The following is an 18,109-nucleotide window of genomic DNA, read 5'->3' on the forward strand; positions in this document are numbered from 1 at the left end:
ACAATACGAGCAAGACAATATTACGTTCCCGTGGTTGAAACCACGGGCTATGTTTATAACGTTTTGGAATAGCAAAAAAGAAAATCGCATTATTTTGTCATTTCGACGTAAGGAGAAATCTTCGCACGCTGAGCACGTACTGTTGCGGAGCTACTTGTGGAGATTTCTCCTTATGTCGAAATGACAAGATTGCGTAAAAACTTTGCGACTTTGTGTCTTTGCGAGATTTTTTAAGATTAGAGCTTTCATCTTTGTATCTGCAAAAAAAGAAAATCATTCTCAAACAGCCTCTCCAACAAAACTCAAAAACTCCATTTCACTTAAAGGAAACATCTGTAAAACAGTTTCTAAAATAAGGCTCACATTTATAGATTGGTTTTTCTTTTCGGGAACATTTTGCATATCGTGATCGAGTGCTAGGATGCATAATTGTAGCATATCGGTAATTACGCAGCCTAATTCTAGATAATTTAAAACTTCAATTTGAGCTGTATAAGTTTTAGATTCATCATTGGCGGGTTTTAGAGTGCGGAAATGAAGGGTTGTTAATCTTTTTAGGTTTTTTACAATTTCAGTTTCATTTGTTTCCATAAGGCTTGTATTTAGTTTTGTTTGATAATTACGTTACAATTTGGCTTTTGTAAAATTTATTACAAGAAAAATTGTACTTTTGTATTGGTTCGGCGAAGGAAGAAATAGATTTTGCTGTACGAAATCATTTTTTGCTGTATTGCACGGCGTAAAATCTGTTTTTTACATTTTGCCGATTTTGATACTTTATTATTATCTTTGAATTATGAGCACACTAACAAAACCAAATCATATAGGGCGAAAAATAAGCCGTATACGTGAACTTCGAGATATGAAGCAGGAAGCTTTGGCGCAAGCTTTAGGAACAAATCAACAGGCGATTTCGGCTATGGAAAATAGCGAAACCATTGATGACGAAAAACTTGTTGAGGTTGCAAAAGCGCTTGGTGTAACGGTTGAAGCTATTAAGAATTTTTCGGACGAAGCTGCAATAAATTATTTTAATAGTTTTCATGAAGCGGTGCATAATAGTCATTTTGGAAGTAATAATCATTGCACTTTCAATCCATTAGATAAATTAATGGAAACAGTAGAAGAAAATAAAAAGCTTTATGAACGTTTGTTGAAAGCGGAACAAGATAAAATCGAATATTTAGAAAAATTACTAAATCAGAAATAGCAAACTTTTGAATAATAAAAAACCTCTCAGAAATGAGAGGTTTTTTGTTACGTTCAATAAGGTTTAGCTCATAAATCTAAAGTTTATCTCTCTAGTTTGTCATTTCGATCCCGAAGCCTCGGGATCGAAATGACAGACAAAATCCTTTTGTCAAATATAGCCCGTGGTTTCAACCACGGGTACACAATACGAGCAAGACAATATTACGTTCCCGTGGTTGAAACCACGGGCTATGTTTAGACCATTTTGAAACAACAAAAAAGAAAATCGCATTATTTTGTCATTTCGATCCCGAGGCTTCGGGAGAGAAATCACACTCGTATTTCTACAAAGATTGGCGATTTGCTTTGTCGATTCCCGAGTGTGATTTGCTTCGCCAGTTCGCTGACGCTCGAGTCTCCCTTTGGTCGAAATGACAATATTGTGTGCTGGTGCGGAATAAAACATAAAACCTCTCATTTCTGAGAGGTTTTATTTATATCAGTTTCTTTTAAACCTTTTTTCTGGTAGTAACTTTGGGTTTACGATTTAGTTTTTCGATAACAGCATCGGCTTTTTCATTTTGGCAAATAAAGCGCAAAGATTCTGCGTAGCGATAATAGTAAACAGGTTCTAAATCTGATGTTATAGCGAAAAGTTCACCGTACCACGCAGCAGCTTTATCTAGTTTGTAGTTTGAGTAAGAGGAATTTCCTAGTTTTTGAAACAAGTCGACAGATTTGTATCCTTTTGCCGCAATACGTTCGTAAGTTTTAATCACGTCAACATAAGCATACTTGTCGCTTATCTTGTCTGTTATGAAAGGCTTTTCATTTTGAGCAGAAACACGAAGTGAAAAAACAGTCAACAGCACTAATACAGCTAGTTTTTCTTTCATGAATATTGGTTTAAATGAATGGTTTGGTTATTATTTTTTATTTTTGCAAATATATCTAAATCAACTATATAACGTGTATTTAGACGGTATTATTTTTAGTTTTATCGATTTTTTACGGCTGTTAGAAACGAATTAACATATTAAATAGAAAATTTCTTATAATGAAAAACGATTTATCAGAATAAATATTTCATTTATGCAAAGGATAAATTATAACTTTAGAGTTATAAAGTTAAGAATATTATGACAGTTCGACAATATTTAGATAAAATAATTAATTTTCGTGTTGATGAAAGCAAGGAAAAAGATCTTCTGAAAGTTGACTTAGAAAGGCTTGTTTTAAAAATTTCATTAGATGAAAAAGCAATTTATTTTACGCTTAATAGTCTTTTTCAGGAAAGATCAGAATTAAATTCTGAATTGCTAAAGAGTATTACAAATCGATACGGTTTATTGTTTCTTGATAAAAAAGAAACGGGAAATGTGTGTTTTGCAAACAGCGAAGAACTGCGTTTAGAGTATAAACAAAGTTTTACCGCATTTGATTTATTAGATTTATGTTATGCTGTTTTGCATTCGTCACTATATAATAAGGATTTAGAGAATGATATTCAGAAAATCCCTCTTCCTATGGATTCTAACGTGTTTTGGAAACTGATTCAAATTGGGAGTACTTTGCGAAATCAAGAAAGGGAATAAATAAAAAAAAGCATCAGCTATGGCTGATGCTTTCTAATTTTTAGGGCAAAAAATTAGCGGCGAAAAGATGGACTTTCATTTACTGATTCGTCTAACTTTACGGTTTTTACTTTTTTAGAAGCAACTTTAATTTCATGTTTTGCAACCTTATCATTTGCTTTAACTTCAAGAACATAAGTTCCGGCTGGAAAACCTTCAAGACTTATTGTTTTTGAAACCTCTAATTTGTTTGCTGCAGATTCTCCAGCATAAAGTAAATTGTGATTTTCGTCGTAGATAGAAAATGATGATTTTTGAACAGCGTCTAAAGTAAAACTTACTACTTTTCCTTCTCCGGTTTTAATGTTCAAAATATAATCTCCTTTTCCATCAATGGCATAAGAAAATACAGTTGCTAAAAAAAAGGCCGCAACTAACCCTGTTTTGGTAAATCTTGTCATGTTTTTTTTAATGTTTATTACTAATGTGGAACGCGCAAAACTACAAATACAAATTTAATTTTATGCAAAAAAAGCTCTTTTTTAATGGTGTAAAATGCTGATTTAAAACTATTTTTGTATTTTGTTTACACTATATACGTAATTACTGGTGTTTTGGATGTTTTTTTACATCATTTTTTTAATGACATAAAAACCAGTGTTATACATTTATTAAGAATAGTTTTTCAAAAAATAATAAACAATGAAATCTGCTTGAGTTTAAAACAAAAAAAAACAGCTCAATAACCACAAAGAGCTGTTTTTAAAACTTACGTTTTTTAACTTTACTAACTATCTAACCTTGATTTATACTTTATGAGAAGTATAACTTTTTTAGCGTACTGCTACGCTTGTATTTTTTGCAGAAAAACCTGCTTTGTAAACTGATGAAACCGCTTTTTTTGATAATACAGTTGCATCATCTGTAATGGTGATTTGATGCGTTACTTTTTTTACATTATCCTCAACTTCTAAGAAGTAAGTTCCTTCTGGAAATTCTTCAAGATTAAAAGTTCTTAAAATTCCATCTTTACCTGAAGCATTTTCAGAATAAATTAGAGATCCGTCTTTGTCGTAAATTGCCAGATTTGCTTTTTGCACTTTATTAAGAGCAAATGTTATAAGCTTTCCGTTAGCTTTTATTACATGAAGATTAAAGTCTTCATTTCCATCGATTGCATACGTACTCATTCCAGTAAAAAGTACTGCACATACTAAACTCAATTTTAAAATCTTTTTCATAATACTTAGTTTTAAATTATTAGTTTAATTCTCTGATGTAAAATTACTACAGAAGTGCGTGTATTTTAACAACTCTATTTTCCAATTTCGATGCTGTATTCTCATTTACGAAACCGTTATAGGTTAAAATATGAATATTATTTACTTTTTTTGTTAATTTGGTTGTTATTTTTCAATGATTTTCTTGATTTTGAATTTACGTTGAATTAAGAATTTATTTACATGTATTATGTAGATTTAACCGCAAAGCACGCAATGAGTTTTAATTCGTATTACATTCAGAAAACACAAAGTTCGTAAAGCAATTTCAACACAATACTTTGCGAACTTTGCGTTTTTATAAATTTAGCATATTAAAAATCCTTGCGTGCTTTGCGGTTAAAATCTCATTTCAATAAAGCACAAAAAAAACAGCTCAATAACCACAAAGAGCTGTTTTAAAACAATCACGTTTTTTAACTTTACTAACTATCTAACCTTATACTTCAAACAAAGTATAAATTTTTACAGCGCATTGCGGCGCTTATTTTTTGTTTAATAAGCAGTCAAAAGAGCTTTTGAAGATAAAAGCGAACTTTCGTTTGTTATTGTAATTTCATGTCTTGCTTTTTTAACGCTGTCTTCAATTTCTAAGAAATAAGTACCAGCAGGAAATTCTTCTAAGCTAAAAGTTCTTAGAATTCCTTCTTTACCAGAAGCATTTTCAGAATAAATTAAACTTCCGTTTTTGTCGTATATACTAAGGCTTGCTTTTTGAGTTTGATTTAAAGCAAAAGTGATTACTTTTCCATTAGCTTTTAATACGTGCAAATTGAAAGCGTTACCTCCGTCAATTGCATATGAACTTATTCCTGATAAAAGTATTGCACATACTAAACTCAATTTTAAAATCTTTTTCATACTATTTAGTTTTAATTATTTATCTCCAATTTCTGAATGTAAAATTAGGCTCTAGATTGCTGTTTTCTATTTACTCTATTTTCCAATATATGTGCTATATTCTCATTTACGAAACCGTTATAGGTTAAATTTTGCGTTATTTGTTACGTTTTGGTTAATTAACTTGTTATTGTTTAATGTTTTGTTTAAAAATAAGATAGGGTTGATTTACCGAAGTTTCTTAGAAAAATGATCTTCATAAAACTCTTTGGATATTTTAAGGTTAAATCTTACCAGTTAAAATCTTAGTTCAATATAAGGACAAAAAAAACAGCTCAATAACCACAAAGAGCTGTTTCTAAAACTTACGTTTTTTAACTTTACTAACTATCTAACCTCATTTTTATACTGTATGAGAGTATAAACTTTTTTAGCGTATTGCTACGCTTGTATTTTTTGCAGAAGAATCTGATTTGTATACTGCCGAAATTGCTTTTGATGATAATGTTGTAAAATCATCGTTTACGATAATTTCATATCTCACTTTTTTAGAATTGTCTTCAACTTCTAAAAAGTAAGTTCCGTTTGGAAAATCTTGTAAATCAAAAGTTCTTAAAATTCCATCTTTACCTGCGGCATTTTCAGAGTAGAACAAATTTCCTTCTTTATCGTATATTGCTAATTTTGCTTTTTGAACTTGGTTAAGACCAAAAGTGATCATTTTTCCGTTTTTCAATACATGAAGATTAAAGTCTTCATTTCCATCAATTGCATAAGTACTGAATCCTGATAAAAGTACTGCACATACTAAACTTAATTTTAAAATCGCTTTCATAGTATTTCGTTTTAAATTGTTATCACTAATTTTCTGATGTAAAATTACTTCAGTGATTCCTGTTTTTTATTTACTCTATTTTCCAATTTATATGCTGTATTCTCATTTACGAAACCGATATAGGTTAAAATTTGAATTATTGTAGGTGTTTTTGTTAATTCAGTTGTTATTTTTTAATGATTTAAGATTGTTAATATTTTTTATAAACTCCTGTATTCTTACAAAAAATACCAGATGACTATAAAAACGTTTGATTAAATACGATTTTGGAAAAAAAACATTCAGAAAAATATCAGTTATGAAAAAAACGACGATTTTCTCCTGTTTTTGAATTGTATTTTTGTGCAAAATTCTCAGTTACGAAACCGTTATAGGTTAAAATTTGAATTATTTTAGGTGATTTTGTTAAATTTGCTATTATTTTTTAAAGATTTTATCATGAAGACAATTGCCCCAGCTCTTGAAGTGATAACTAGCTCATACGGAAGTTCTTTTACCTATACTAAACACGCCGAAAAGACCAATAGCAAAGCTCATTTATGGCATTATCATCCAGAAATTGAGTTGGTTTATATAAACGGCGGGGCAGGAAAAAGACAAATAGGAAGCCACGTTTCTTATTACACAAATGGCAGTTTGATTCTGATAGGCTCTAATTTACCGCATTGCGGTTTTACAAATGAAAATACGGGAAATACAAACGAAACGGTCATTCATATTAAACCTGAATTTTTAGGAAATGACTTTTTTGTAGTTCCAGAGATGAAGAAAATCCAAAATATTTTAAGTCAGTCTAAAGGCGGAATTGCTTTTGGCGGTGAGACTAAAAAACAAATTGGAAAGAAAATAGAAATGATGGAACATCAGCTTCCGTTTGAACGTTTGCTGACACTTTTGAGTGTTTTGGATGAACTTGAATCTTCTGAAGAATACACCATTTTAAATGCTGATGGTTTTTCGCTAGAGCTTCAAACGCAAGACAGTGATCGTATGAATGTGATTTTTAATTATGTAAAAGATCATTTTCAAGAATCGATTGCTATCGATGAGGTTTCGAATTTGGTGAGTATGACTACGCCTTCATTCTGTCGTTATTTCAAAAAGATTTCAAATAAAACATTTACAGAGTTTGTGAATGAATATCGTTTGGTTCATGCTTCAAAATTATTGGCTGAAAAAGCAATTAGTATAAACGAAGTCTGCTACGAAAGCGGTTTTAATAATTTCAGTCACTTTAGTAAATCATTTAAACAATATACAGGCAAAAGTGCTTCACAATACCGCCACGAGCATAAAATTATAATTAGTTAGTTTTTTATACTGCCACGACCCGAGCGATAGCGAATAGGCGAAGCAATTACACGAATTTTCACGAATTAGTTTGTGGAGAATGCGTAACACTTTTTGCCACTGATTAAAGGATTATATTGATTTTTAGAATCTTTATATAAGTCACACAAAAAAATAAATTCGTGGAAATTTGTGTAATTAGTGGCAAACCAGCTTTAAGAGAAAATAATCTATTAAATCTGTGCAATCTGTGGCAAAAGAAAATAAATCCGATTAGTGAAAACTGGTCGGATTTTTCATATAATTATTTTGAAAAAAGGTATATTTACATTCCTTAATCGAAAAATGATAAAAATGAAAAACTTTAAAATTTGGGTATTTGCCGTTTTCTTGTGTGTTTCGTCAATGTCGTACGCGGCAAAAGTAGACACGCTGCAAATTGCCAGTACAGCGATGAGTAAAACGTACAAAGCAGCTGTGGTTTTACCCAATTCGTATGCTAAAAGTAAATCGGCTTTTCCAGTAATGTATTTACTGCACGGCGCTTACGGACATTTTGGTGATTGGTTAAAAAATACCCCAAATAAAAAATTAGTTCAAAATTTATCAGATCAATACAATATAATTATTGTAATGCCAGAGGGCGAAACGTTTAGTTTTTATCTAGACAGCCCTGTAAATCCAGGAAGTCAGTTTGAAACGTTTATTACACAGGAAGTAATTCAGAAAGTCGATAAAACCTATAAAACGATCAGTAATAGAAACGGAAGAGTAATAACGGGACTTTCAATGGGCGGACACGGGGCTTTGTACTTGTCAGCCAAACATCCTGATTTGTTTTGTGCTGCGGGCAGTATGAGCGGAGCAGTAGATATGGGTACAATGCTTAATCGCGAATCTTCGGCACAAGTGGTAAAATTGATGCAGCCCGTTTTTGGAGACAAAAGCGATAATTCGGCATTATATGTACAACACGCCGTTATGGGAATGCTGGATAAAATAAAAGACAATAAACTGCCGTTAATAATTGATTGCGGTGTTGATGATTTTTTAATTGAACCGAATAGAGAATTGCATCGCAGAATGGTTTACGATAAAATAGAACACGATTATACAGAGCGTCCGGGAGCACATACTTGGGAATATTGGGAAAATTCGCTGCCGTATCATGTGTTATTTTTTAATAAAATACTGCTTAAAAATCAGGTTGTTGCAAAAAAATAAATGAAAATCTCGTTTCAAAGCCAACTAAAAGCTTTTTTTGGTTTGGTTTTTGGAATACCTTTATAAATCTAAAAAATAAAAATTATGAAAAAGATACTTACCCTTTTTGCGGTTGTTGGATTAATCGCTTTTACAAGTTGTGAAGGACCAGAAGGGCCTCCGGGACCAGAAGGACCTCCACATGAAGCAGAAGTTTTTGAAGTTGGACCAGATTTTACAGCAGCTAACGGTTATTCTGTCACTTATCCACTAAACCCTGTTATGCTTTCAGGTGACAATATTTTAGTTTATGAATTGGTCAGTACAAGTGGAGTGGATACTTGGGCATTGTTGCCTCAAGTTTATTATTTTAATAATGGTCTAGAGAGTGCTCAGTATAATTATACTTTTAGTTATAATCAATTTAAAATTTTTATTAAAGGTAGTTTAAGTGATTACTCACAGTTGCCAAGTAGTTTTAGATTAGGAAAAACTTTTAGAGTAGTAATTATTATTGGTAACGATGGAGTTAATGCGAAAAAAGTAAAGGCTGATAATTTAGATTACAATGCTGTTATTGAAAAGTATAACATTGATGATAGTAATGTTAAAAAGTTAAATTAATAAATAGTTTGATAATACATAAAAAAAAAGGAAATCGCAAGATTTCCTTTTTTTTTATGTCTATATGTTTCGAAAAGTATTATTCTTCGCTGTTATCAGTAAGTTCTTTTTCTTTACCAAATTTAAGTGAAACCATAATTCCAACTAAAAGCGAAAGTGCAATAAATCCTAAAGAAGCCCATTCTGGTACGTGGATGAAATCGTGCAGTAACATTTTTAATCCCACAAAGGCTAAAATAGCAACTAAGCTGTATTCTAAATAACTGAATTTCGCCAGCATATTGGCTAAGAAAAAGTACATAGAACGCAGTCCAAGAATGGCAAAAATATTAGAACTAAATACTAAAAATGGATCAGATGTAATGGCTAGAATGGCAGGGACACTGTCAACAGCAAATAAAACATCCATTACTTCAATTACAATCAAAGCAACAAACAATGGTGTTGCAGCTCTTTTGGCAGTTTTTGTCGAAATGAAAAACTTTTCGCCTTCCATATGAGAGGTAATCGGAATGATTTTTCCTAATGCTTTGTAAACAAAAGAATCTTTTGGCTGAAAATCTTCGTCTTCGCCAGAGAACAACATTTTTATCGCTGTAAATAATAAGAAAGCTCCAAATAAATAAGTCGTCCAAGTAAATTTATTGATCAACATTACTCCGAAGAAAATCATTAGACCACGGAAAACAATCGCACCCAAAATTCCCCAGAATAATACGCGGTGCTGGTATTTTTGCGGAATTTTGAATGAAGCAAAAATAATAGCAATTACAAAAATGTTATCTACACTTAAGGATAACTCGATTAGGTAACCGGTAATGAATTTCATTGCGGCTACAGCTGGTTTTAAATTATCAGGGTTTTCGATATAGTCTGTAGTGTACAGCCAATAAATAACTCCTGAAAAAAGAAAAGATAAAGTAACCCAAATTAAGGTCCATTTGCTGGCTTCTTTGGTGCTGATGATATGGGGTGTTTTATTGAATACACCTAAATCTAAAGCAAGAATAAAAATTACGGCTAACAAAAAGAAAGTCCAGACTATCATGATGAATTTTTTAAATGATGTACAAAGATAAGTTTTGAAGTTTAACTTGAAAATTAATTATTGAAAAGTTACTTTCAAATTTATGGTTTTGTCACATTGAGCGAAGTCGAAATGCTGTACGGGTTCTCGACTCCGCTCGAACTGACAAACAAGTTCATTTGTTGGTAAATAAAAAAGTGCCAACAATTATGAAGGCACTTTTTATAATATAATATAAGCTTTGAATTATAGCGCTGAGTTAACAGTTTTGATAATTCTAGCAGCAATTTTGTATGGATCTCCATTTGAAGCTGGTCTTCTGTCTTCCAACCATCCTTTCCATCCTTTTTGAACAGTCATTAAAGGAATTCTGATAGAACATCCTCTGTCTGAAACTCCATAAGAGAAATCGTGAATAGAAGCAGTTTCGTGTTTACCAGTTAAACGTTGGTCATTGTAAGCACCGTAAACCGCGATATGCTCAGCAGTAACAGGACGGAAAGCCTCACAAATTCTTTCGTAAGTAGCTTGGTCTCCACATGATCTTAATACTTCGTTAGAGAAGTTAGCATGCATACCTGAACCATTCCAGTCTGTATCTCCAAGTGGTTTTGGGTGGTATTCAATATAGTAACCATATTTTTCAGTCAAACGATCTAATAAGTAACGAGCAACCCAAATTTCGTCTCCAGCTTTTTTAGCACCTTTAGCGAATAATTGGAATTCCCATTGTCCGCAAGCAACCTCTTGGTTAATACCTTCAAAGTTAATTCCGGCAGCGATACATAAATCAGCATGTTCTTCTACTAATTTTCTTCCGTGAGTGTTTTTTCCACCTACAGAGCAGTAGTACATACCTTGTGGAGCAGGATAACCTCCAACAGGGAAACCTAATGGCAATAAAGTTTTAGTATCCATGATGAAATATTCTTGTTCGAAACCAAACCAGAAATCATCATTATCATCATCAATCGTAGCTCTTCCGTTAGAAGGATGTGGAGTTCCGTCAGCAAACATAACTTCACACATTACTAAATATCCGTTAATACGAGTTGGATCTGGGTAAATTGCAACAGGAACTAATAAACAGTCAGAAGATCCACCTTCAGCTTGTCTTGTTGACGAACCATCAAATGACCAATTTCCAAGTTCTTCTAATGTTCCTTTGAAATTTTCATGCTCTTCAACTTTAGTTTTACTTCTAAGATTTTGAGTTGGCTCGTATCCATCTAACCAAATGTACTCTAACTTAATTTTAGCCATAATAATATAATTTTGTTTTTTTGTTTTTTCGCTGGGTCAAATATAGATTTATTTTTTTAGTCCTAAAAATTAGGGGGCTATTTTGTTTATCGGACTATAATTTTTTTGAGAAGCGCAATTTTGAGAGGGGTATATTTTTAAAAAAGCAATTTTTAACACCATAAAAAAATAAATTCGTAATAATTTGGGGCTCTTTTTGAATTTTAAGGTTAAGGAATTATGAAAAAATGTTTATTTATTGAGCAATACTGTTGTTTTTTGTTATAATTCTTTGCGAGAGATTCATTATTCTTTGAAAAAAGTGTCTTCTGTTGAGAAATCGTTGTTCAAAATTCTTAAATTTATGTTTAAAACAGGGGATTTTATTGTTTATATTTGTCGATCATTTTTCAATGAAAATTAGTACGAATTTTTAAAATTATATACATGTCAACATTACGTTTCCAAGCTTTGCAAGAAGCTTCTACAAGAAAGCCGGTACATTTTGAAGAGATTGGTAGAAAATCAAATCTTTTTGGTTCAAATGTGTTTAATGAAAAAGCCATGAAGCAATATTTAACTTCAGATGCTTTAAAAGGAGTAAGAGATGCTATTCAGCATGGAACTAAAATCGAAAGAAAACTGGCAGATTATATTGCCATGGGAATGAAAGAGTGGGCGTTGGCAAAAGGTGTTACACATTATACACATTGGTTTCAACCTCTTACAGGAACAACTGCTGAAAAACATGATGCTTTTTTTGAAACTTCGTATGATGGCAGTGATCCTGTAGAAAAATTTGGAGGTGCACAATTGGTACAACAAGAACCAGATGCTTCAAGTTTTCCAAACGGCGGAATCAGAAATACTTTCGAAGCAAGAGGTTATACAGCTTGGGATCCAACTTCGCCAGCTTTTATATATGGAACAACTTTATGTATTCCTACTGTATTTATTGCTTATACAGGAGAAGCTTTAGATAATAAGATACCTTTATTAAGAGCATTGTCTGCAATTGATGAAGCAGCTACAGAAGTGTGTAAATATTTTGATAAAAACGTAAAAAAAGTAACAGCAACTTTAGGTTGGGAGCAAGAGTATTTCTTGATTGATAAAGCTTTGGCAAATTCTCGTCCTGATTTAATGATGACTGGAAGAACTTTATTAGGACATACTTCGGCAAAAGGACAGCAGTTAGACGATCATTATTTTGGATCTATTCCAACTCGTGCACTTACTTATATGAGAGATTTAGAGCAGGAATGTATGCTTTTAGGAATTCCTGTAAAAACGCGTCATAATGAGGTTGCGCCAAATCAGTTTGAGCTTGCACCTATTTTTGAGGAAACCAATCTTGCTGTAGATCATAACTCTTTATTAATGGATGTAATGCAGAAGGTTGCAGAACGTCATGATTTTAAAGTTTTATTTCACGAAAAGCCTTTTAAAGGAGTAAACGGTTCGGGAAAACACAATAACTGGTCGCTGGCGACAGATACAGGAGTTAATTTATTAAGTCCGAGTAAAACGCCAATGAGCAATTTACAGTTTTTAACCTTCTTTATTAATACCATCAAAGCAGTTAATGATAACGAAACTTTGCTTCGTGCTTCTATAGCTACAGCAAGTAACGATCATAGGTTAGGAGCAAACGAAGCGCCGCCGGCAATTATGTCTGTATTTATTGGAGCACAGTTAACAAAAGTATTGTCTGAATTAGAAAGTGTAACAACTGGAAAATTATCTCCAGAAGAAAAAACAGATCTTAAATTAAATGTAGTTGGTAAAATTCCAGACGTATTATTAGATAATACAGACAGAAACAGAACTTCGCCTTTTGCATTTACAGGAAATAAATGGGAGTTTAGAGCTGTAGGTTCAAATTCTAACTGTTCTAATGCCATGACAACCTTAAATGCTATTGTAGCAAAACAGTTGTTTGACTTTAAAAAGGAAGTGGAGAATTTGATTGAGTCAAAAGACATGAAAAAAGATGATGCTATTTTTAACGTTTTAAGAGAATACATCAAACAGTCTAAAAAAATACTTTTTGAAGGCGACGGTTATAGCGAAGCTTGGGAAAAAGAAGCAGGAAAAAGAGGTTTAAGTAATTTTAAAACCACTCCAGAGGCTATTAAAGCTAAAGTTTCTAAGCAAGCTTTGGACTTATTTTCTGAACTAGGCATCTTTAATCATGTTGAAGCTGAAGCGCGTTACGAAATAGAATTAGAAGAATACACTAAGAAAATTCAGATTGAAGGAAGAGTTTTAGGTGATATCGCTAGAAATCATGTTATTCCTACTGCAATACGCTATCAAAATACTTTGATTGAGAATGTAAAAGGTTTAAAAGAGATCTTTGGAAAAGAATTTGAAACGATTGCAAAAGAGCAAATTATTTTAATAAAAGAAATTTCAGGTCATATAGAAGGAATCAATTCTAAAGTATTGGCAATGACAAACGAAAGAAAGAAAGCAAATCAATTAACTGATGCACAAAAAATGGCAGAAGCTTATTGTAATAAGGTAAAACCTTATTTCGAAGACATTCGTAACCATTGTGATAAACTGGAGCTTTTGGTTGATGATGAAAGCTGGACATTAACCAAATACAGAGAATTGTTGTTTACTAAATAACTTTCATTAACATTAAGTTAAAGCCTGTCTGTAAAAAGACAGGCTTTTTTTGTGATTATGTTAATATAACTGTTTCAGGTTTGAAATATATCTTTTGTTTTGGCATAAATGTAAGGAAAATGTAAAAAGTAACTTTTTTCTTATTAAGGTAAAATTGAAATACAGCAGTTCGTCGTTATAGTTTCGCATTTCATCGAAAACAGATTAAGATCTTGTAAAATACGTATTTATACCTGTTTTGATTATCGAGAAGTTTTCTAATTTTGAATATGAAAATGAGAGAATTAGCAGAAAAAACTATTCTCAAATGATGGTTAAAATCCCCCAGATTTTCTCCCCAAATTGCATATACCTACATAATAATTTGTATTAATAACCAATTAAATATATTTATTATGAAAAAAGTAATTTTAAGCATCTCCGCGATGCTATTTGCAGGTGTAGCGTTCGCTCAAGGTAATGTGAGTGATGTAGATCAGTTAGGTTTGTTAAATGGTGCATTGGTAATCCAAGTGGGATCATCAAACAATTCAGATGTTGATCAAATAGGTATTGCAAACGTTGCAATTGTTGGACAATACGGAGATGATAATGAGTCTAGTGTTGCGCAATTAGGAGCAGGAAACGTTGCTGTAGTTACTCAAATTGGAGATGACAACAGTTCAACTATCGCACAAGGAATCTGGGTTGGAAACTTAGCAGTTACTACTCAAATCGGAGCTTACAATAATTCTGATGTATTGCAAGTAGGTAATTTTAATGATGCTTACACTACTCAATTTGGAGCATTCAATAATTCAACAACATTGCAATTTGGAGATGACAACACTGCAGCAACTACTCAAGTAGGTTTCTTCAACAATGCCGCTACATTGCAATTAGGATGGGATAACTACTCTAGCATTGAACAATATGGAATTGGAAACTTTGCAGCAACTGCTCAATTTGGAAACGACCATATTAGTACAGTTACTCAAACTGGATTCCTAAACGGAAGTATAGTAATCCAATCTAACTAAATAGAACCAAGAAAAGGAAGAATTTGATTTATTAAGTTCTTCCTTTTTTTTCTTAGAATTCTTTTTTACCACAATACCACAATTATGAAACGTTTTGCCACTTATATTTTCCTATTCATTACAGGAATTTTATTCTCTCAATCAATTGATGGGAATAGAAGTGATTACGTTTTAAATGAAATGAACAATCGCAATCAAAATCAAATAAATCAATACATTAAAAGCAGAAATATTGTAACGGTTTCACAAATTGGAAATTACAATCAAGCCAATTTAACCATCATCAGTAATAATGCAAATGTAACCGCTCAGCAAACAGGCAATACCAATTATATGAATGTTTACAAAAAAGCTGACGAAATCAATCAATCCTACACGCAGACAGGCAACAATAATTATATAAGCGATTATTCCTTGTACACAAGAGGAGTCGCTTCAATGTCAATAAATCAGAACGGCAGTAATTTAACGGTTTTTAATTCAGGTTCAAATTCTATATCTAAAGATTTGATTATTAATCAATCTGGAAATTCAGGAACAATATTTATATTCAATCGTTAGAATTATGAAAAAGTATTGGAACATAGGAATTGTTTTTTTTGCCCTTTTTTTTTCTGAATCAGGATTCTCGCAGGTAGTTTATAAAGAAGTAAAAGCTAAGATAGAAGTAAAAGAAATTGAAAATCTTCTTGCTATTACTGGAACCGTAGAGAATTTAAAATCTGAGTTCAAGAATATCTCGTATAAGTTGACAGTATTCAAAAAAAGCAAATCAGGTTCAAATAAATCAAATAACGGACAAGACGGCAGAGTCACATTAGAGCCCATTCAAAAAGTTGAGTTATCAAAAACACAGGTCAATTTTACAAAAGAGGATGAGATCATAATACTGTTATTAATTTATGATGAAAATAATGCCATTATAGGCAAAGATAGAGTTGTTTTTGGAGAGAAAAATGAATCAGATTCCGGTAAAGCTATTCCACAAGACGGAATCGAAATGATTGGAATTGTTGCTAATGACACTAAAACAAAACTGGGAAATGACTTTTACGATTATTTCTATTCGCAATATTCGAAATTAAAGATCAATACCAGTAAAATCGTAACAGTTCAAGAGGAATTGACTTTTGGGCGTACAACAAAGATTACGATTTTAGTGGATGGCGAAATAATAGAAGAATTTATTTCACGTCCAGATGAAGATTTCTTAAAATATATGGCTGATACAGCTGCTTCTAAAGCATTTAAATATTTTAAGGATCTTGAAAAACAAAGCAAAATTATAACTCAATACTAAAATTGAGGAACGTTTTGTGTCAAGAAGAGTTGTGTTTTTAATGTAGGAAATAAAATTTATCAATATGAAAACTTTAGCTTTACTAGTTTGTCTAGCAGGTTTTAGCGCAGTCTCAAATGCGCAGGATCTTGCTTATAAGCCTATTAATCCTGCTTTTAGCGGTGGTGATACTTTTAATTATCAATGGCTGCTTAGTTCTGCCCAAGCACAAAATGATTTTAAAGAAGATCCAACTACAGGATATAAACCACAGACTGATTTGGAACGTTTTAAAAGTACTTTGAATAATCAGCTGTTAAATAGGATTTCAAATTCGTTATTCGATGATCAATTTGGATCAGCAACAGGTTCCGGAACAGGAACGGGGACAGGCACAGGTACTGGAACAGGAACTGGCGGCGGACTAAAACCAGGAACATATGTCTTTGGAACATTGTCTGTAGATATTTATAATTCTAATTTAGGAATGGTAGTAGATATTTTAGATATCGATACAGGCGAACAAACACAAGTAATTATACCAGCTCGATAAATTCTGGTTCCTTGTTTTTTTTCTTATACGTCAATTAGGTTCATGTTTTACTGTAAATAACTTATTATGAATAAAAGTCCCCTTTTTATACTTTTAATAACTTGCCTATTCTCAGGATGTGGAGCTTATTTTAACCAGCCAGTAGGAGTTCAAAAGGCAGTATTTGGAGAAAATACTCCTGCAACTACCGCATTAGTCGATATGCCTAAACCTAAAGAACAAATTGTTGTTGGGGTTTACAAATTTAAAGATCAGACCGGGCAGTATAAAGCTACTGAGTTAGGAAGTACTTTTAGCACTGCGGTTACTCAAGGTGCAACTTCAATTTTAATTAAAGCGCTGGAAGACTCTAAGTGGTTTATTCCTATAGAGCGTGAAAATCTGGGTAACCTTTTAAATGAACGAAATATTATCCGTTCGACACGTCAGGAATATGCCTCAAAAACAGAAGCTAATGAAGCCGTTTTAACACCGCTTTTATTTGCAGGCGTTTTACTTGAGGGTGGAATTATTTCTTATGATACTAATATTATTACAGGTGGTTTTGGTGCAAGATACTTTGGTGCGGGTGGTTCCACTCGTTACAGACAAGATCGTGTAACAGTATACTTAAGGTTAGTTTCAACTTCTAACGGAAAAATCTTAAATACGGTTTATGTTTCTAAAACTATCTTGTCTCAAAGTGTAGATGCGAGTTTATTTAGATATGTAAATCTAAACCGACTTTTAGAAGTAGAAACCGGTTTTACTCGAAACGAACCTATTCAATTAGCAGTAACAGAAGCAATCGAAAAAGCCGTTGAAGGTCTTATTGTAGACGGAATTAAAGATAAACTATGGGAAGTAAATGCTCCTCAGAATAAAATTGATGCTTTTGTCGCTGAATATGATAAGGAAAAAAGCGAAGCCGATTTGGCACAATTATACAATAGAAATTTGAGTGAAAGAAGAGCCCGTTTTGGCTTGGAAGCTTCGGGAGGAGTTGCCTTAATGCAGGGTGATTATGCAAATCCAGTTCCAAAACCACTGATTAGAGGTGCCGCAAAATTTTTCTTTACACCAACATTTGCTTTAAGTGCATCGTCAAATGCATTTTGGCTGGCAAACAAAAATAAACTCGATGCAGGATATGTTTCCTTAGACCTCAATTTAGAATGTTTAATCTTACCTCGTGATGTATTTACCCCTTATATTTTTGCTGGAACCGGGGTTGAGTTCAATAAAAAATACGAAAACATAGCCAGTAAAGTTCAGTTTGGCGGCGGAGTCGAATATCTCGCAACAAATTATCTGGGAATAAAAGCCTTTGGCGAGTTTAATGTTCCCTTTAGTGATAATGTAGATTACTTAGTCAGCGGCGTTCGAGATGATTACTACTGGCGGTTTGGTTTAGGATTGACCTATTATTTCCCAAAAAGTTATAAGTACAAGAAGAAATAATAAAACCTCGTGATATTTCCAGGTTCTTTATAAAATGATTACAGGAGTAAATACAATGTAAGTTTAATAAAATTA

At 32.5% G+C, this 18,109-nt stretch carries 19 protein-coding genes; 11 read left to right on the forward strand and 8 right to left on the reverse strand.

Features of this window, described 5'->3' with window-relative positions:
- Window positions 1–279: 279 nt before the first annotated feature.
- Window positions 280–591: a hypothetical protein gene (locus ACHRV0_RS08040; RefSeq protein WP_395440456.1), complete on the reverse strand. Its 312-nt coding sequence runs from the start codon at window positions 589–591 to the stop codon at window positions 280–282.
- Between the two features lie 205 nt (window positions 592–796).
- Here ACHRV0_RS08040 and ACHRV0_RS08045 point away from each other — a divergent pair, with 205 nt between their 5' ends.
- On the forward strand, window positions 797–1,210 hold the full coding sequence (locus ACHRV0_RS08045) for a helix-turn-helix domain-containing protein (RefSeq protein ID WP_395440457.1): 414 nt from the start codon (window positions 797–799) through the stop codon (window positions 1,208–1,210).
- A 490-nt stretch (window positions 1,211–1,700) separates the two neighbouring features.
- On the opposite strand, the gene ACHRV0_RS08050 is transcribed toward ACHRV0_RS08045, so the two are convergent.
- The gene (locus tag ACHRV0_RS08050) at window positions 1,701–2,087 is read right to left on the reverse strand and encodes a flagellar motor protein MotB (protein WP_395440458.1); all 387 of its coding nucleotides are present in this window, start codon (window positions 2,085–2,087) and stop codon (window positions 1,701–1,703) included.
- Between the two features lie 243 nt (window positions 2,088–2,330).
- On the opposite strand from ACHRV0_RS08050, the gene ACHRV0_RS08055 reads away from it, so the two are divergent.
- On the forward strand, window positions 2,331–2,786 hold the full coding sequence (locus ACHRV0_RS08055; protein WP_395440459.1) for a type ISP restriction/modification enzyme: 456 nt from the start codon (window positions 2,331–2,333) through the stop codon (window positions 2,784–2,786).
- A gap of 53 nt (window positions 2,787–2,839) precedes the next feature.
- On the opposite strand, the gene ACHRV0_RS08060 is transcribed toward ACHRV0_RS08055, so the two are convergent.
- The 4 genes from ACHRV0_RS08060 to ACHRV0_RS08075 form a co-directional block, all read right to left on the reverse strand.
- Window positions 2,840–3,226, reverse strand: a complete 387-nt coding sequence (locus tag ACHRV0_RS08060) for a secretion protein (protein ID WP_395440460.1) — start codon at window positions 3,224–3,226, stop codon at window positions 2,840–2,842.
- A gap of 372 nt (window positions 3,227–3,598) precedes the next feature.
- Window positions 3,599–4,006 carry a T9SS type A sorting domain-containing protein gene (locus ACHRV0_RS08065; RefSeq protein WP_089055179.1) on the reverse strand — a complete coding sequence of 136 codons (408 nt, stop codon included), beginning with the start codon at window positions 4,004–4,006 and terminating at the stop codon, window positions 3,599–3,601.
- A gap of 534 nt (window positions 4,007–4,540) precedes the next feature.
- Window positions 4,541–4,906 carry a T9SS type A sorting domain-containing protein gene (locus ACHRV0_RS08070; RefSeq protein WP_089056516.1) on the reverse strand — a complete coding sequence of 122 codons (366 nt, stop codon included), beginning with the start codon at window positions 4,904–4,906 and terminating at the stop codon, window positions 4,541–4,543.
- 409 nt (window positions 4,907–5,315) lie between these two features.
- Window positions 5,316–5,720, reverse strand: a complete 405-nt coding sequence (locus tag ACHRV0_RS08075; RefSeq protein ID WP_089055177.1) for a T9SS type A sorting domain-containing protein — start codon at window positions 5,718–5,720, stop codon at window positions 5,316–5,318.
- Window positions 5,721–6,158: 438 nt separating this feature from the next.
- Between ACHRV0_RS08075 and ACHRV0_RS08080 the strand changes: the two genes are divergently transcribed.
- The 3 genes from ACHRV0_RS08080 (at window position 6,159) to ACHRV0_RS08090 (ending at window position 8,837) form a co-directional block, all read left to right on the forward strand.
- Window positions 6,159–7,031, forward strand: a complete 873-nt coding sequence (locus ACHRV0_RS08080) for an AraC family transcriptional regulator (protein ID WP_089056518.1) — start codon at window positions 6,159–6,161, stop codon at window positions 7,029–7,031.
- A gap of 333 nt (window positions 7,032–7,364) precedes the next feature.
- Window positions 7,365–8,234: an alpha/beta hydrolase gene (locus ACHRV0_RS08085; RefSeq protein ID WP_395440461.1), complete on the forward strand. Its 870-nt coding sequence runs from the start codon at window positions 7,365–7,367 to the stop codon at window positions 8,232–8,234.
- Between the two features lie 84 nt (window positions 8,235–8,318).
- Complete coding sequence (locus ACHRV0_RS08090; protein ID WP_395440462.1) at window positions 8,319–8,837, forward strand: hypothetical protein; 519 nt, start codon at window positions 8,319–8,321, stop codon at window positions 8,835–8,837.
- Window positions 8,838–8,916: 79 nt separating this feature from the next.
- Here the strand turns inward: ACHRV0_RS08090 and ACHRV0_RS08095 are convergent, their stop codons facing one another.
- Together ACHRV0_RS08095 and ACHRV0_RS08100 are read right to left on the reverse strand one after the other, a co-directional pair.
- Window positions 8,917–9,885: a TerC family protein gene (locus ACHRV0_RS08095; protein ID WP_129053600.1), complete on the reverse strand. Its 969-nt coding sequence runs from the start codon at window positions 9,883–9,885 to the stop codon at window positions 8,917–8,919.
- A gap of 225 nt (window positions 9,886–10,110) precedes the next feature.
- Window positions 10,111–11,127, reverse strand: coding sequence for a glutamine synthetase beta-grasp domain-containing protein (locus ACHRV0_RS08100; RefSeq protein WP_089055173.1), 1,017 nt, complete (start codon window positions 11,125–11,127; stop codon window positions 10,111–10,113).
- Window positions 11,128–11,553: 426 nt separating this feature from the next.
- On the opposite strand from ACHRV0_RS08100, the gene ACHRV0_RS08105 reads away from it, so the two are divergent.
- From ACHRV0_RS08105 to ACHRV0_RS08130, 6 genes are all read left to right on the forward strand, one after another.
- Window positions 11,554–13,743, forward strand: a complete 2,190-nt coding sequence (locus tag ACHRV0_RS08105; protein ID WP_395440463.1) for a glutamine synthetase III — start codon at window positions 11,554–11,556, stop codon at window positions 13,741–13,743.
- Window positions 13,744–14,138: 395 nt separating this feature from the next.
- Entirely contained in the window at window positions 14,139–14,762 is a 624-nt protein-coding gene (locus ACHRV0_RS08110; RefSeq protein WP_129024139.1) for a hypothetical protein, read from the forward strand.
- 84 nt (window positions 14,763–14,846) lie between these two features.
- Window positions 14,847–15,323: a hypothetical protein gene (locus ACHRV0_RS08115; protein WP_395440464.1), complete on the forward strand. Its 477-nt coding sequence runs from the start codon at window positions 14,847–14,849 to the stop codon at window positions 15,321–15,323.
- Between the two features lie 4 nt (window positions 15,324–15,327).
- Window positions 15,328–16,062 (forward strand): curli production assembly/transport protein CsgE, encoded by a 735-nt coding sequence (locus ACHRV0_RS08120; RefSeq protein WP_241687409.1) that lies wholly within the window; start codon window positions 15,328–15,330, stop codon window positions 16,060–16,062.
- A gap of 64 nt (window positions 16,063–16,126) precedes the next feature.
- Entirely contained in the window at window positions 16,127–16,594 is a 468-nt protein-coding gene (locus ACHRV0_RS08125; RefSeq protein WP_129024137.1) for a curli assembly protein CsgF, read from the forward strand.
- 66 nt (window positions 16,595–16,660) lie between these two features.
- On the forward strand, window positions 16,661–18,034 hold the full coding sequence (locus tag ACHRV0_RS08130) for a CsgG/HfaB family protein (RefSeq protein ID WP_129024136.1): 1,374 nt from the start codon (window positions 16,661–16,663) through the stop codon (window positions 18,032–18,034).
- Window positions 18,035–18,109: the final 75 nt, after the last annotated feature.

The sequence above is a fragment of the Flavobacterium sp. FlaQc-30 genome (assembly GCF_044005885.1).
Taxonomy (GTDB): Bacteria; Bacteroidota; Bacteroidia; order Flavobacteriales; family Flavobacteriaceae; genus Flavobacterium.

What these genes read in the sequence shown, in the direction of transcription:
- ACHRV0_RS08060 (WP_395440460.1), bottom strand. Translation starts at nt 3,226, where the DNA reads ATGACAAGATTTACCAAAACAGGGTTAGTTGCGGCCTTTTTTTTAGCA.
- ACHRV0_RS08070 (WP_089056516.1), bottom strand. Translation starts at nt 4,906, where the DNA reads ATGAAAAAGATTTTAAAATTGAGTTTAGTATGTGCAATACTTTTATCA.
- ACHRV0_RS08055 (WP_395440459.1), top strand. Translation starts at nt 2,331, where the DNA reads ATGACAGTTCGACAATATTTAGATAAAATAATTAATTTTCGTGTTGAT.
- ACHRV0_RS08065 (WP_089055179.1), bottom strand. Translation starts at nt 4,006, where the DNA reads ATGAAAAAGATTTTAAAATTGAGTTTAGTATGTGCAGTACTTTTTACT.
- ACHRV0_RS08120 (WP_241687409.1), top strand. Translation starts at nt 15,328, where the DNA reads ATGAAAAAGTATTGGAACATAGGAATTGTTTTTTTTGCCCTTTTTTTT.
- ACHRV0_RS08125 (WP_129024137.1), top strand. Translation starts at nt 16,127, where the DNA reads ATGAAAACTTTAGCTTTACTAGTTTGTCTAGCAGGTTTTAGCGCAGTC.
- ACHRV0_RS08090 (WP_395440462.1), top strand. Translation starts at nt 8,319, where the DNA reads ATGAAAAAGATACTTACCCTTTTTGCGGTTGTTGGATTAATCGCTTTT.
- ACHRV0_RS08115 (WP_395440464.1), top strand. Translation starts at nt 14,847, where the DNA reads ATGAAACGTTTTGCCACTTATATTTTCCTATTCATTACAGGAATTTTA.
- ACHRV0_RS08045 (WP_395440457.1), top strand. Translation starts at nt 797, where the DNA reads ATGAGCACACTAACAAAACCAAATCATATAGGGCGAAAAATAAGCCGT.
- ACHRV0_RS08095 (WP_129053600.1), bottom strand. Translation starts at nt 9,885, where the DNA reads ATGATAGTCTGGACTTTCTTTTTGTTAGCCGTAATTTTTATTCTTGCT.
- ACHRV0_RS08100 (WP_089055173.1), bottom strand. Translation starts at nt 11,127, where the DNA reads ATGGCTAAAATTAAGTTAGAGTACATTTGGTTAGATGGATACGAGCCA.
- ACHRV0_RS08050 (WP_395440458.1), bottom strand. Translation starts at nt 2,087, where the DNA reads ATGAAAGAAAAACTAGCTGTATTAGTGCTGTTGACTGTTTTTTCACTT.
- ACHRV0_RS08080 (WP_089056518.1), top strand. Translation starts at nt 6,159, where the DNA reads ATGAAGACAATTGCCCCAGCTCTTGAAGTGATAACTAGCTCATACGGA.
- ACHRV0_RS08130 (WP_129024136.1), top strand. Translation starts at nt 16,661, where the DNA reads ATGAATAAAAGTCCCCTTTTTATACTTTTAATAACTTGCCTATTCTCA.
- ACHRV0_RS08075 (WP_089055177.1), bottom strand. Translation starts at nt 5,720, where the DNA reads ATGAAAGCGATTTTAAAATTAAGTTTAGTATGTGCAGTACTTTTATCA.
- ACHRV0_RS08110 (WP_129024139.1), top strand. Translation starts at nt 14,139, where the DNA reads ATGAAAAAAGTAATTTTAAGCATCTCCGCGATGCTATTTGCAGGTGTA.
- ACHRV0_RS08105 (WP_395440463.1), top strand. Translation starts at nt 11,554, where the DNA reads ATGTCAACATTACGTTTCCAAGCTTTGCAAGAAGCTTCTACAAGAAAG.
- ACHRV0_RS08040 (WP_395440456.1), bottom strand. Translation starts at nt 591, where the DNA reads ATGGAAACAAATGAAACTGAAATTGTAAAAAACCTAAAAAGATTAACA.
- ACHRV0_RS08085 (WP_395440461.1), top strand. Translation starts at nt 7,365, where the DNA reads ATGAAAAACTTTAAAATTTGGGTATTTGCCGTTTTCTTGTGTGTTTCG.